Origin of the sequence: Jejuibacter sp. L23, assembly GCF_050815825.1 — a bacterium.
Classification (GTDB): Bacteria; Pseudomonadota; Gammaproteobacteria; order Enterobacterales; family Enterobacteriaceae; genus Jejubacter; species Jejubacter calystegiae.
In genome coordinates this window covers 183,036-196,958 of record NZ_CP138199.1, presented here as the reverse complement: position 1 = coordinate 196,958, position 13,923 = coordinate 183,036, and the positions used below count along the sequence as shown (strand labels likewise).

At 56.0% G+C, this 13,923-nt stretch carries 11 protein-coding genes; 4 read left to right on the top strand and 7 right to left on the bottom strand.

Annotated elements, in window-relative coordinates; translation table 11 throughout:
• Positions 1-39: 39 nt before the first annotated feature.
• From wzzE to trxA, 4 genes are all read right to left on the bottom strand, one after another.
• Positions 40-1,080, bottom strand: coding sequence for an ECA polysaccharide chain length modulation protein (wzzE, locus tag SCU88_RS00890; protein ID WP_175342001.1), 1,041 nt, complete (start codon positions 1,078-1,080; stop codon positions 40-42).
• Between the two features lie 12 nt (positions 1,081-1,092).
• Positions 1,093-2,196, bottom strand: coding sequence for a UDP-N-acetylglucosamine--undecaprenyl-phosphate N-acetylglucosaminephosphotransferase (wecA, locus tag SCU88_RS00885; RefSeq protein ID WP_175342000.1), 1,104 nt, complete (start codon positions 2,194-2,196; stop codon positions 1,093-1,095).
• Between the two features lie 244 nt (positions 2,197-2,440).
• Positions 2,441-3,700: a transcription termination factor Rho gene (gene rho, locus SCU88_RS00880; protein WP_138095225.1), complete on the bottom strand. Its 1,260-nt coding sequence runs from the start codon at positions 3,698-3,700 to the stop codon at positions 2,441-2,443.
• Between the two features lie 344 nt (positions 3,701-4,044).
• Complete coding sequence (gene trxA / locus SCU88_RS00875; RefSeq protein ID WP_138095224.1) at positions 4,045-4,374, bottom strand: thioredoxin TrxA; 330 nt, start codon at positions 4,372-4,374, stop codon at positions 4,045-4,047.
• Between the two features lie 179 nt (positions 4,375-4,553).
• Here trxA and rhlB point away from each other — a divergent pair, with 179 nt between their 5' ends.
• Positions 4,554-5,813, top strand: coding sequence for an ATP-dependent RNA helicase RhlB (rhlB, locus tag SCU88_RS00870; protein ID WP_175341999.1), 1,260 nt, complete (start codon positions 4,554-4,556; stop codon positions 5,811-5,813).
• A gap of 6 nt (positions 5,814-5,819) precedes the next feature.
• Complete coding sequence (gppA, locus tag SCU88_RS00865) at positions 5,820-7,310, top strand: guanosine-5'-triphosphate,3'-diphosphate diphosphatase (protein ID WP_175341998.1); 1,491 nt, start codon at positions 5,820-5,822, stop codon at positions 7,308-7,310.
• A gap of 18 nt (positions 7,311-7,328) precedes the next feature.
• Here gppA and rep read toward each other — a convergent pair whose 3' ends face one another.
• Positions 7,329-9,350: a DNA helicase Rep gene (rep, locus tag SCU88_RS00860; RefSeq protein ID WP_175341997.1), complete on the bottom strand. Its 2,022-nt coding sequence runs from the start codon at positions 9,348-9,350 to the stop codon at positions 7,329-7,331.
• Between the two features lie 110 nt (positions 9,351-9,460).
• On the opposite strand from rep, the gene ppiC reads away from it, so the two are divergent.
• Entirely contained in the window at positions 9,461-9,745 is a 285-nt protein-coding gene (gene ppiC / locus SCU88_RS00855; protein ID WP_175341996.1) for a peptidylprolyl isomerase PpiC, read from the top strand.
• An 81-nt stretch (positions 9,746-9,826) separates the two neighbouring features.
• On the opposite strand, the gene ilvC is transcribed toward ppiC, so the two are convergent.
• A complete protein-coding gene (ilvC, locus tag SCU88_RS00850) occupies positions 9,827-11,302 on the bottom strand; it encodes a ketol-acid reductoisomerase (protein ID WP_138095219.1) in 1,476 nt (491 codons plus the stop codon).
• Positions 11,303-11,431: 129 nt separating this feature from the next.
• On the opposite strand from ilvC, the gene ilvY reads away from it, so the two are divergent.
• A complete protein-coding gene (gene ilvY, locus SCU88_RS00845) occupies positions 11,432-12,379 on the top strand; it encodes an HTH-type transcriptional activator IlvY (protein ID WP_241666620.1) in 948 nt (315 codons plus the stop codon).
• Here the strand turns inward: ilvY and ilvA are convergent, their stop codons facing one another.
• Positions 12,380-13,921, bottom strand: coding sequence for a threonine ammonia-lyase, biosynthetic (gene ilvA, locus SCU88_RS00840; RefSeq protein WP_175341995.1), 1,542 nt, complete (start codon positions 13,919-13,921; stop codon positions 12,380-12,382).
• Between the last annotated feature and the right edge of the window lie 2 nt (positions 13,922-13,923).

The following is a 13,923-nucleotide window of genomic DNA, read 5'->3' as shown; positions in this document are numbered from 1 at the left end:
GAAGAGATCGTCAGGATCCCTTCATCATATTCTGGCTCATCAGACGCGTGGACGGCGGGCTAATGCAACACCGGCTCCCGCCAGGGCGCCGACAATACCCCACATCACCAGCAGGAAGGTGCGGCGTGGGCTGTCGCGGCGTACAGGCTCTTCCGGCGTGCGCAGATAGCGATAGGTCTGGAAACGCGGCTCCAGCTCGGGGCCTACTTTAAGCGTGGTCAGCATCGCCCTGTCCCTATCGTAATCAACCTCATAAGTAGGCCCTGTCGCCTGCAGATTTTCCAGACGGGCCTGCAGCATCGGCCGTCCCAGGATAAAAAGTTCGGACTCAGGCAGCTCGTTAGCAGGCACATCCGCTTCGCTGCGGCTGATATTGTGCTGCTCTGCGACTTTCAGCGCCTGCTCCAGGCTGTGAACCCGACGATCGTAGATAGACTGCGCGACAGCTTCCTGACGTTTAACCTGTGCCTGAATCTGTACAATGCGCGCGTCCCAGGCACCTTTCAGCTCATCATTCAGATGTTTGGCAGCCCGCTGGCTGGCAAAGGCGACATACTGACGCAACAGGTTATTGGCATCCGCCGCGGTTTCGGCAATCAGCTTAACGCTGTCGTTTAAATTGCGGGTAACGTCTCCGGCAGTGAACTGAATATTGCCGATCATTTCATTGAGCATGGCGGCATCCGCCTTACTGTTCCCCGACTGGCGCTGCCGGTAGTAATCGGTCTGCTGCCAGAACTCACGACGGGTATCCCAGGAGGCCAGTTGCATGGTGAACTCTTTGTAGGCTTCATCCATTGCCGAAGGCTGATCGACCGGCGTCGAACCCGCGTGGGCGTCGAGATTGCTCAGGAACTGCTGCTGCGAATAGTAGCCACCCAGCATATTGACGGTAGGGCGATCGGTTATTGCGGTCGAACTCCACTCCTGGCGCGCAAAAAAGGTGTACACCAGAGCAGCCAGGGCAAACAGTAAAGCGCCGCAAACAATCCAGAATTTTCCCCGCCACAGCGTACAAAACAGGCCACGAACGTCCAGCTCGTTATCGGTTACCGGATCTCCGGACATATGTTGTCTCATCACTTCCCCTGCTTATTTGCTCAGGCCAGGACTCTTATCATTATTACGGCGAATGCGGCGCTTGGTGCGCTTGATAAAGCGAGCCACTTTCCAGGCGCGTTTAATGCAATAGCCGTAGAGCATAAATGCAAGCAAGAACAGTGCCAGCATTACCCACTCAGGAATAAAATGTAGATACTCCCCGACCACACCGATGGCTGCCAACAGCGCTGCGGCAAGCGTTATCAGCACGAAGGCCTGTCGTGAAGTGAAACCCGCACGCATAATGAGATGATGGATATGCTGGCGATCTGCCGAGAAGGGGCTCATCCCCTTGCGCAGGCGGCGGTACATGATGGCCACCATATCCATGAGTGGGATGGCGATAATCCACAGAGCGGTAACCGGGCTGATAGGATGGGTTTTCCCCTGGGTGGTCTCCAGTAGAATCCAGATAACGGTAAAACCAATGAGGGTGCTACCGGCATCGCCCATAAAGACTTTATAGCGACGCCCCAGAATACCCAGATTTAACAGGATATAAGGCACAATCGCTGCAATCATGGCGAAACACCACATCGCAAGACTAATCTGACCGTCGAACCACAGGATGATGCCCATGGCAGCGAAAGAGACGCAGGACAAGCCGCCTAACAGGCCATCGATACCATCTACCATATTGAAAGCGTTAATGGCTGCCCAGACGGCAAACAGGGTAAGAAAATACCCAAAAGGCCCTAATACCAGTTCCCATGAGCCGAAAATATATCCCAGGCTACTCAGATAAAGCTTGCCGACGACCATCATAATAATGCCGATCAGCGCCTGGATTGTGGCTCGGATTTTTACACTGATATCAAATCGGTCATCCAGAGCTCCCACCAGCACCAGAACGCCGGCACAGCTTAGATAAAGGGCGGCATGAGGAATGTAGTAATCCGCCAGCCAGAATGTAAAGCAGATCCCCGCATAAACCGATATGCCCCCCACCAGTGGTATCAACCCCTGATGGCGTTTTCGGAAGTTAGGCTTATCGACCAGACCAATTTTTTTAGCCACTTTACGGGCGAAAAAAAGAAAGATGGTGGTGAACAGAAAAATACTGAACAATTCAGCACCAGCGGAGACTAAATTCACAATGAGCGCTCTCTGCAAAATGTACGTTCAGCGCCAGTATACCCACCGAAGGCTTCCCCATGAAGAGAAGTCTCAGAGACAGCTGAACAGACGGCGTTTTATTTTCAACGTGGCCAATGACCTTTCTACCCTGCCAGAGGTATCGTCCATGAAGTCTGGCAAATATAGCAGCCAGAGCGTAATCCTATAAAGCAGAAAAGAAAAACGCCACGTCAAAACGTGGCGTTCCCCGAGTTTTCCGCAACTATGAACGCTTCATCATGTCGAAGAAGTCATCGTTGGTTTTGGTCATCGCAAGCTTGTTGATCAGGAATTCCATCGCATCGATTTCGCCCATCGGGTGAATAATCTTACGCAGAATCCACATCTTCTGTAGCTCTTCCTGAGTGGTGAGAAGCTCTTCTTTACGGGTACCGGAGCGGTTGTAATCGATGGCCGGGAAGACGCGTTTCTCTGCAATCTTACGGGAGAGGTGCAGCTCCATGTTACCGGTGCCTTTGAACTCTTCGTAAATCACTTCATCCATCTTCGAGCCGGTATCGATCAGCGCCGTTGCGATAATGGTCAGGCTACCGCCCTCTTCCACATTACGCGCAGCACCAAAGAAACGCTTAGGACGGTGCAGGGCATTAGCATCCACACCACCGGTCAGCACCTTGCCGGACGCCGGAACCACGGTGTTATAAGCACGCGCCAGACGGGTAATGGAGTCAAGCAGAATAATGACATCTTTCTTGTGCTCGACCAGGCGCTTGGCTTTTTCAATGACCATCTCAGCAACCTGCACGTGACGGGAAGCCGGCTCGTCAAAGGTCGAAGCAATGACTTCGCCTTTTACCAGACGCTGCATCTCCGTCACTTCTTCAGGACGTTCATCGATCAGCAGCACCATCAGCACACAGTCAGGATGATTATAAGCGATGCTCTGCGCAATATTCTGCAGCAGCATGGTTTTACCGGCTTTCGGCGGTGCGACAATCAGACCACGCTGGCCGCGACCGATCGGCGATGCCAGATCCAGTACGCGAGCGGTCAGGTCTTCGGTAGAGCCGTTGCCTCGCTCCATACGCAGGCGCGAATTAGCGTGCAGCGGCGTCAGGTTTTCAAACAGAATTTTGCTACGGGCGTTTTCCGGCTTATCGAAGTTAACCTCATTCACCTTCAGCAGCGCGAAATAACGCTCGCCCTCTTTCGGGGGACGGATTTTCCCGGCGATGGTGTCACCAGTGCGAAGGTTAAAGCGGCGAATTTGACTGGGGGAAACGTAGATATCATCGGGGCCGGCGAGGTAGGAGCTGTCTGCGGAGCGGAGGAAACCAAATCCATCCTGCAAGATCTCCAGCACCCCATCGCCGAAGATATCCTCGCCGCTCTTCGCGTGCTGTTTGAGGATAGCAAAGATGATGTCCTGCTTGCGCATGCGGGCCAGGTTTTCCAGTCCCATGCTTTCGCCGAGAGTAATCAGCTCAGAAACCGGCGTATTTTTTAATTCGGTAAGATTCATAATGGTGGGTTCTTAAACTCGGGGTATATCTCGAACATAAAGTGTGAATGGTATGGCAGGAAGTCCATGCCTGTTAATGGCCTTTCACCCCATGTCCGATCGCGGTCTGGTAACAGAAACGCACAGAACTGAAACGACAAGACGGATTGGGTAACGGGCCCGAAATCGACTCCATGATCCCTCGCCTGCGGTACAACACCAACAGCTAGCGAAGAGTCTCGGGTATTACAAGATTTAAAACTCAGGGTAAGTTCAAAATGCAGTTTGGTTAACTTAGCACGACTGATGCAGGTCGTCCAGCTATCCGAATAACTTTCGGACGCCGGACGATCTGCCGGGTTCTGTTACGCCAGATTAGCGTCCAGGAACTCTTTCAGCTGCCCTTTGGACAGCGCGCCCACTTTAGTGGCCGCCACGTTGCCGTCTTTAAACAGCAGCAGTGTGGGGATACCACGGATACCGTACTTAGGCGCGGTTGCCGGGTTTTCATCGATATTCAGCTTAGTGACTTGCAGTTTGCCTTCGTACTCTCCGGCGATTTCGTCCAGAATGGGGGCGATCATTTTGCACGGACCGCACCACTCTGCCCAGAAATCAACCAGCACCAGCCCTTCTGCCTTAAGTACGTCCGTGTCGAAACTGTCGTCAGTCAGGTGAATAATTTTATCGCTCATACTTAACTCCACAGGATTATGCCTGGTTTGTTGGTCTAAATTTAGGCTGTGTCTCATCATTACCTGCCAGCGACGCCGGAAGAGAATGGTGAGGCACAGCCCAACCAACATTTTTGGTTGACTTTATTTCACCGGATACGCTTTCGTAAAGCAATAGTAAGCTGATATTCTACCACACTATGAGCAAAACACATTTAACTGAACAGAAGTTTTCCGACTTCGCCCTGCACCCTAAGGTGGTTGAAGCCCTTGAATCAAAAGGGTTTTACAACTGTACTCCTATCCAGGCGCTGTCGCTTCCGCTGACCCTTGCGGGACGCGATGTGGCAGGGCAGGCGCAAACCGGTACCGGGAAAACGATGGCGTTTCTGACGTCAACGTTTCATTATTTACTCTCACACCCCGCGCCGGAAGGCCGTCAGGTCAATCAACCGCGTGCGCTGATTATGGCGCCCACCCGCGAGCTGGCGGTACAAATTCACTCCGACGCAGAACCGCTGGCGGAAGCGACAGGTCTGAATCTGGGCCTGGCCTACGGCGGAGACGGCTACGATAAGCAGCTAAAAGTGCTGGAAAAAGGCGTTGATATCCTGATCGGCACCACCGGTCGTCTTATCGATTACACCAAGCAGAATCATGTAAACCTGGGCGCAATCCAGGTGGTGGTTCTGGACGAAGCCGATCGCATGTACGATCTTGGCTTTATTAAAGATATTCGCTGGTTGTTCCGCCGTATGCCGCAGGCAACCGAACGCCTGAACATGCTCTACTCCGCCACGCTTTCCTACCGCGTACGCGAACTGGCGTTCGAACAGATGAACAACGCCGAATATATTGAAGTGGAACCCGAGCAGAAAACCGGCCACCGTATTAAGGAAGAGCTGTTCTATCCTTCCAATGAAGAGAAAATGCGCCTGCTGCAGACGCTGATCGAAGAAGAGTGGCCGGACCGCGCCATTATCTTCGCCAACACCAAGCATCGCTGCGAGCAGATCTGGGGCCATCTGGCTGCAGACGGTCATCGCGTTGGTCTGCTGACCGGCGACGTCCCGCAGAAAAAGCGCCTGCGTATTCTGGATGAATTCACCCGCGGCGATCTGGATATTCTGGTCGCGACCGACGTTGCGGCCCGCGGCCTGCATATTCCTGCCGTCACCCACGTCTTTAACTACGATCTGCCGGACGACTGTGAAGATTACGTTCACCGTATCGGTCGTACCGGACGCGCGGGCGCCAGCGGCCATTCGATTAGCCTGGCCTGTGAGGAGTATGCCCTCAACCTGCCAGCCATCGAAACCTATATCGGCCATGCTATTCCGGTCAGCAAGTACAACCCGGATGCCTTGCTTAGCGAGCTGCCGCCGCCGAAAAAACTGGTGCGTAACCGTTCCGGCAATGGTCCGCGTCGTAACGCTCCGCGTAATCGCCGCCGTAGCTAATCCACTATGCAAAATACCTCCACGCTCTATGCGGCTATCGACCTCGGCTCCAACAGCTTTCATATGCTGGTGGTCAGGGAGGTAGCGGGTAGCATCCAGACGCTAACCCGCATTAAACGTAAGGTCCGGCTGGCTGCCGGGCTGAACAGCGACAACAGCCTCTCTGCAGAGGCTATGGCGCGCGGCTGGCAGTGTCTGCAACTGTTTGCCGAACGGCTGCAGGATATTCCCCACGCTCAGATCCGGGTGGTGGCGACCGCCACGCTGCGCCTGGCGACGAACGCCAGCGAATTTATTCAGCGAGCGCAGGAGATTCTGGGCTGTCCGGTACAGGTCATTAGCGGCGAAGAAGAGGCGCGCCTGATCTATCAGGGCGTGGCTCATACCACCGGCGGTGACGATCGTCGACTGGTGGTGGATATCGGCGGCGCCAGCACCGAGCTGGTTACCGGCAGCGGCGCTCACAGTACATCGCTGTTCAGTCTGCCCATGGGCTGCGTCACCTGGCTCGAGCGCTATTTCAGCGATCGCAGCCTGACCACCGAGAACTTCGCAGCCGCCGAGCGTGCCGCCCGGGAAGTTCTGTTGCCGGTCGTGGATGAGTTAAAACGACACGGCTGGCACGCCTGCGTTGGCGCTTCCGGCACGGTTCAGGCGCTACAGGAAATCATGATGGCGCAGGGAATGGATGAACGCATCACCCTGACCAAACTGCAGCAGTTAAAGCAACGCGCCATTCAGTGCGGGCGTCTTGAAGAGCTGGAGATTGAAGGGCTGACCCTGGAGCGAGCGCTGGTATTCCCCAGCGGGCTTGCCATATTGATCGCTATCTTCGACGCCATGAAGATCGACTGTATGACCCTGGCTGGCGGCGCGCTGCGCGAAGGGCTGGTCTACGGCATGCTTCATTTGCCGGTGGACCAGGATATCCGTGACCGTACGCTGCATACTCTCCAGCGCCGCTTTATGGTGGATGCCGACCAGGCCACCCGGGTGCAGCGGCTGGCGACCTGCCTGTCGCGGCAGATTGCCGATGGCTGGCAGTTGGATCCGCTCAGCCTGGAGCTGTTAAGTAGCGCCTGCCAACTGCATGAGATCGGGCTAAGCATCGATTTTAAGCAGGCGCCAAAACACGCGGCGTATCTGGTGCGTAATCTCGATCTGCCCGGCTTTACGCCCGCCCAGAAGAAGCTACTGGCCACCCTGCTGCTCAACCAGACCAACCCGGTGGACCTCTCTTCCCTGCATCAGCAGAACGCCGTGCCGCCGCGCCTGGCGGAACGCCTGTGCCGTCTGCTTCGGCTGGCGATCATCTTCGCCAGTCGGCGCCGGGACGATTGCGTTCCCGAACTCACGCTGGCGGCGAAGGAAGAGACGTTAGCGCTAACGTTACCCGCCAGCTGGCTAACCCGACACCCGCTGGGCGCCGAGATGCTACAACAGGAAATACTGTGGCAGAGCTATGTCCACTGGCCGCTGGAGATTCATCACAGCTAAAGGAGAACGCGCGGTCTGTTAACCGCCGCGCGCTTTCGCCAGCATCTCTTTCAGATTTGCGACATTAGCCTGCCCCTTCTGCATCCGCTCCTGAGCGCTGACCGGCTTACGTTCCGTTTCCCAGACAAGATCGTCCTGAGGCAGTTCCAGCAAAAAGCGACTGGGCTCGGGGCGTACCAGCTCGCCATACTGACGCCGCTCTTTACAGTGCGTAAAGGTCAGCTCTTTTTGAGCCCGGGTGATGCCCACGTAGGCCAGTCGCCGCTCTTCATCGATATTATCTTCATCGATACTGCTCTGGTGCGGTAGCAGCCCCTCTTCCATACCGACCAGGTAGACATAGGGGAACTCCAGCCCTTTTGAGGCGTGTAGGGTCATCAACTGCACCTGGTCCAGCTCTTCATCGTTTTCGCCACGCTCCATCATCTCGCGCAACGTAAAGCGAGTGACGACCTGAGTCAGGGTCATCGGCTCTTCCAGATCGCTCCCTTCCAGCATCTCAGTCATCCAGCTGAACAGCTGGTTGACGTTTTTCATCCGCATTTCAGCGGCTTTCGGGCTGGGAGAGGTCTCGTAGAGCCAGGATTCATAATCAATACCGTGAATGAGATCGCGAACTGCGGCCACCGGTTCGCGTTCCGCAAGCCCCGCCACTTCACCCAGCCAGTGGGTGAAGCGCTGTAGCGCCTCCAGGCCACGACCGGTCAAAGTCTGGCTCAGCCCTAAATCAAAGCTGGCGTTAAACATGCTTTTATTACGCTGATTCGCCCACTCCCCCAGCTTCTGCAGGGTTGCCGGTCCAATCTCGCGGCGCGGGGTGTTGACGATGCGCAGAAAGGCGCTGTCATCATCGGGGTTCGTCAGTACCCGCAGGTAGGCCAGCAGATCCTTAATTTCCGGACGCGAAAAAAAAGAAGTGCCGCCGGAAATACGGTAGGGAATGCGGTTCTGCATCAGCAGCTTTTCGAACACCCGGGACTGGTGATTGCCGCGGTAAAGGATGGCGTAATCCTTATACTGGGTCTTATTAATAAAGTGGTGGGCAATCAGCTCACCGGCAACCCGTTCAGCTTCGTGTTCTTCGTGGCTGGCAGTAACGACCTTCAGCTCCACGCCATAGCCCAGTTCGGAAAACAACCGCTTTTCAAACACGTGCGGGTTATTGGCAATCAGAATATTGGCCGCTTTCAGAATGCGACCAGAGGAGCGATAGTTCTGCTCCAGCTTGATCACCCGCAGCGCAGGAAAGTCTTTATTCAACAGCACCAGGTTCTGCGGCCGGGCACCACGCCAGGAATAGATAGACTGGTCATCATCCCCCACTACGGTAAAGCGCGCCCGGGTTCCTGCCAGCAGCTTAACCAGCTCATACTGGCTGGTATTGGTATCCTGGTACTCATCCACCAGCAGATAACGGATGCGATTCTGCCAGCGTTCGCGCACCTCTTCATTACCGCGCAGCAGCAGCGTGGGTAGCAGGATCAGATCGTCAAAGTCCAGTACGTTGCAGGCCTTGAGATGCGCATCATAAAGCCCGTAACAGTGCGCGAACAGTTTGTCGCGTTCGCTACGCGCCTGAGCGGCGGCCTGGGCTGGCATCAGCAGATCGTTTTTCCAGTTGGAGATGGTCGAGATCAGCTGTGAGAGCAGATCTTTATCCTGCTCCAGCCACTCATCCGTCAGCTCTTTCAGCAGCGCCATCTGATCGGTATCGTCAAACAGCGAAAAGTTGGACTTCATCCCCAGCGCCGCATACTCGCGCTTAATAATCTCCAGCCCGAGGGTATGGAAGGTGGAAATCATCAGCCCCCGAGCCTCTTTGCGTCCCAGAGTCTGGGCCACACGCTCTTTCATCTCACGCGCGGCTTTATTGGTAAAGGTCACCGCCGCAATATGGCGCGCCTGATAGCCACAACCGTGGATCAGGTGGGCGATTTTATTGGTAATCACGCGCGTCTTACCGGATCCGGCTCCCGCCAGAACCAGGCAAGGACCGGTAACAAACTCGACGGCTTCTTGTTGGGCGGGATTCAGACGCATAACAACCTGCTCAATAGATAAACGGGGTGAGGATTGTAGCAGAAAGCCTGCCCGTGATTGATAGCGGATGGTAGAGTTATAGCTAAGTGATTATCTGACGGAGAGAAATAATGGCCAGAACCGCAGCGGCTCTACATATTCTGGTGAAAACCGAAGCCAAAGCCCGGGAAATTATGGAACAGTTGGAGAAAGGGAAAAGCTTCGATCACCTCGCTAAACGCTATTCCAGCTGCCCCTCCGGACGCAACGGCGGCGATCTCGGGGAATTCCACCAGGGTGCGATGGTCGCCCCCTTCGATAAAGCGGTGTTCAGCAGCGCTCCGCTGCTTAAGCCCTACGGACCGGTAAAAACGAAATTCGGCTGGCACATTATTAAGGTGCTGTACCGGAGGTAAAAGCATCAACGCCCCCCTGGAGGGACGTTGATGAGTGTTTGCTCCCTCTCCCTTAGGGAGAGGGCCGGGGTGAGGATTCTTTTAACCCGCTACCGCAATACGCTTCATATCGGTCATATAGCCACGCAGCTTACGGCCGACCTGCTCGATTGCATGGCCACGCACAGCTTCATTCACATCACGCAGCTGAGCGTTATCCACCGCACCGGCCTGCGCCGCTTTGCCCAGATCGCCTGGCTGCAGACGAGTCATAAATTCCTGCAGCAGCGGCACAGCAGCGTTGGCGAACAGGTAGTTACCGTATTCGGCGGTATCGGAAATTACCACGTTCATCTCATACAGACGCTTACGGGCGATGGTGTTGGCGATCAGCGGCAGCTCATGCAGCGACTCGTAGTAAGCCGACTCGGCAATGATGCCTGAATCCACCATGGTTTCGAATGCCAGCTCAACGCCCGCCTTCACCATAGCGATCATCAGTACGCCTTCATCGAAGTATGCCTGCTCTTCGATCTTACCATCATACTGCGGCGCGTTTTCGAACGCGGTCGCGCCGGTTTCTTCACGCCAGGTCAGAAGTTTCTTATCATCGTTGGCCCAGTCGGCCATCATGCCCGAAGAGAATTCGCCAGAGATGATGTCATCCATGTGCTTCTGGAACAGCGGCGCCATAATCGTTTTCAACTGCTCAGAGAGTGCGAAAGCGCGCAGTTTCGCCGGGTTGGACAGGCGGTCCATCATCAGCGTGATACCGCCCTGCTTCAGGGCTTCGGTCACAGTTTCCCAACCGAACTGAATCAGCTTGCCAGCGTATGCCGGATCCGCCCCCTCTTTCACCAGACGGTCGTAGCACAGCAGAGAACCCGCCTGCAGCATGCCGCACAGGATGGTCTGCTCACCCATCAGGTCAGATTTCACTTCGGCAACGAAGGAAGATTCCAGCACCCCGGCGCGATGACCGCCGGTCGCCGCAGCCCAGGCCTTGGCGATAGCCATACCTTCGCCTTTAGGATCGTTTTCCGGGTGTACCGCAATCAGGGTCGGCACGCCGAAGCCGCGCTTGTACTCTTCACGCACTTCGGTGCCCGGGCACTTAGGCGCCACCATCACGACGGTCACATCTTTACGAATCTGCTCACCCACCTCGACGATGTTAAAACCGTGGGAATAGCCCAGCGCGGCACCGTCTTTCATCATCGGCTGCACGGCCTGCACCACGGCGGAGTGCTGTTTGTCCGGCGTCAGGTTGATAACCAGATCGGCCTGCGGGATCAGCTCTTCATAGGTGCCCACTTTAAAGCCGTTTTCGGTGGCTTTACGCCAGGAGGCGCGTTTTTCTGCGATGGCTTCAGCGCGCAAGGCATAGGAAACATCCAGCCCGGAATCACGCATGTTCAGCCCCTGATTCAGGCCCTGAGCACCACAACCGACGATGACCACTTTTTTCCCTTTCAGGTAGCTCGCCTCATCGGCGAACTCATCACGCGCCATAAAGCGACATTTACCCAGTTGCGCCAGCTGCTGGCGCAGATTTAACGTATTGAAATAGTTAGCCATTGTACAACTCCGTCGATGTCGTGGTGTGTTCGTTTTTCATAAGAATATCGTGCCGCATTTTCCTGCGGGGTATGGGCTCACTATATGACAGGAAATTCGTTGCGCAAATTGATATATTAACAACGTCATATTGCATATAACGCAACACAGAAATGGAGGGGAAACCCCGTGGACTTCCGTGACCTGAAAACCTTTCTTCATCTGGCCGAAAGCCGTCATTTCGGGCGTAGCGCGCGAGCCATGCACGTTAGCCCTTCCACGCTGTCACGCCAGATCCAGCGGCTGGAAGATGAGCTGGGGCAGCCGTTGTTCATCCGCGATAACCGTACGGTGACACTCACCGAAGCGGGTGAATCGCTGCGCCAGTTTGCCCAGCAAACCCTGTTGCAGTATCAACAACTGCGCCACACCCTGTCCCAACAAGGGCCGTCGCTGTCCGGCGAATTGCATCTTTTTTGTTCAGTGACCGCCGCCTACAGCCATCTGCCACCCATTCTCGACCGCTTCCGCGCCGAGCATCCATCAGTCGAAATCAAGCTGACTACCGGTGACGCCGCAGACGCCGTGGAGAAGGCACTGTCGGGTGAAGCGGATATTGCGATTGCCGGTAAACCTGAAACCCTGCCCGCCGCTATCGACTTCGCCATGCTGGAGAATCTGCCGGTGGTGCTGATTGGCCCGGCGTTGGCCTGCCCGGTACGCAGCCAGGTCAGTGAATCGCAACCGGACTGGTCCCAGGTGCCTTTTATCCTGCCGGACCAGGGCCCGGTACGGCGACGCATCGAACTGTGGTTTCGTCGCCATAAGCTGAGCAACCCCTTTATCTACGCCACGGTTGCCGGTCATGAGGCGATGGTTTCTATGGTAGCGCTGGGCTGTGGCGTGGCGTTAATACCGGAAGTAGTACTGGAAAACAGCCCGGAACCAGTGCGGAACAGGGTGACGGTGCTGGAACGCAGCGATGAGAAGACGCCGTTTGAACTGGGCGTCTGCGCCCAAAAAAAGCGGCTGCATGAGCCGCTTATTGGTGCTTTCTGGAAGATTGTTCAGCAGCGTAAAGAGCCTGCCGTACGTTAATCAGGCCAGGAAAAAGCGAAACGCCGGGTTTTGCGTCTCTTCATGGCACTCGTAGCCCAGCTCCTTCAGGCGGGTTTCAAAATCTGGCTCGTGGCTGCCCAGCTCAAAAGCCGCCAGCACCCGCCCATAGTCTGTGCCATGGCTGCGATAGTGGAACAGCGAGATGTTCCAGTGAGTCCCCAGGGTTTGCAGGAAGCGCAGCAGCGCCCCTGGCGATTCCGGGAATTCAAAGCTGTAGAGCCGCTCCTGCAGTGCCCGGGAGGGGCGGCCCCCCACCATGTAGCGCACATGCAGCTTCGCCATCTCATCGTCAGAGAGATCCACCACGCTGTAACCGCCCTGCCCCAGCAGATCGAGAATCTCCTGGCGCTCCTCCTGCCCGCGACTTAGCCTCACCCCCACAAAGATGCAGGCGGATTTATCATCGGCAAAGCGATAGTTGAACTCGGTAACCGCACGTCCTCCCAGCAGTTGGCAGAACTTCAGGAAGCTCCCCTTCTCTTCCGGAATGGTGACCGCCAGCAGAGCTTCACGCTGCTCGCCCAGTTCGCAGCGCTCAGAGACATAGCGCAGGCCATGGAAGTTAACGTTGGCGCCCGAAAGCACATGCGCCAGGCGCTCGCCGCGAATGCCATGCTGTTGCACATATTTCTTCATACCCGCCAGCGCCAGCGCGCCGGAAGGCTCAGCGACTGCACGCACATCTTCGAACAGATCTTTCATGGCGGCGCAGATGGCATCGCTGTCTACCGTGATGATATCGTCGAGATATTCGCGGCACAGTCGGAAGGTTTCATCGCCAATGCGTTTAACGGCAACCCCTTCGGCAAACAGCCCGACTCGCGGCAGGTCTACCGGCTCTCCGGCCTCCAGCGCCGCTTTCAGGCAGGCGGAATCCTCCGCTTCCACCGCAATCACTTTGATCTGCGGCATCAGTTGCTTGATAAGCACCGCCACTCCAGCCGCCAGACCACCACCACCGACCGGAACGAATACCCGGTCAAGATGCGCGTCCTGCTGTAACAGCTCCAGCGCCAGAGTGCCCTGACCCGCCACCACTGCCGGGTGATCAAACGGCGGTACCCAGGTAAAGCCCTGCTGCTCAGAAAGCTCGATCGCCTTCGCTTTCGCTTCGTCGAAGTTATTGCCATAGAGCAGCACTTCGCCACCGAAACCGCGCACCGCATCCACTTTGATATCGGCCGTCGTCACCGGCATCACGATCAGCGCATTGATGCCCTGGCGACTGGAAGAGAGCGCAACGCCCTGGGCGTGGTTCCCCGCCGATGCCGTGATAACGCCACGCGCTTTTTGCTCTTCAGAAAGTCCGGCGATCATGGCGTAGGCGCCGCGCAGCTTAAAGCTGTGCACCGGCTGGCGATCTTCTCGCTTCACCAGCACCACGTTATCCAGCCTTGATGAGAGCTTCTCCATTTTCTGGAGCGGCGTGACCTGTGCGACCTCGTAAACCGGCGAGCGTAACACCGCCCGCAGATATTCGGCCCCGCACGGGGCCTCACCCAGAGGTTGGGACTCAGCCATGA

Coding starts and splice junctions, on each gene's coding strand:
- ilvA (WP_175341995.1), bottom strand. CDS start 13,921: ATGGCTGAGTCCCAACCTCTGGGTGAGGCCCCGTGCGGGGCCGAATAT.
- rhlB (WP_175341999.1), top strand. CDS start 4,554: ATGAGCAAAACACATTTAACTGAACAGAAGTTTTCCGACTTCGCCCTG.
- gppA (WP_175341998.1), top strand. CDS start 5,820: ATGCAAAATACCTCCACGCTCTATGCGGCTATCGACCTCGGCTCCAAC.
- wzzE (WP_175342001.1), bottom strand. CDS start 1,080: ATGAGACAACATATGTCCGGAGATCCGGTAACCGATAACGAGCTGGAC.
- ilvC (WP_138095219.1), bottom strand. CDS start 11,302: ATGGCTAACTATTTCAATACGTTAAATCTGCGCCAGCAGCTGGCGCAA.
- trxA (WP_138095224.1), bottom strand. CDS start 4,374: ATGAGCGATAAAATTATTCACCTGACTGACGACAGTTTCGACACGGAC.
- ppiC (WP_175341996.1), top strand. CDS start 9,461: ATGGCCAGAACCGCAGCGGCTCTACATATTCTGGTGAAAACCGAAGCC.
- rho (WP_138095225.1), bottom strand. CDS start 3,700: ATGAATCTTACCGAATTAAAAAATACGCCGGTTTCTGAGCTGATTACT.
- rep (WP_175341997.1), bottom strand. CDS start 9,350: ATGCGTCTGAATCCCGCCCAACAAGAAGCCGTCGAGTTTGTTACCGGT.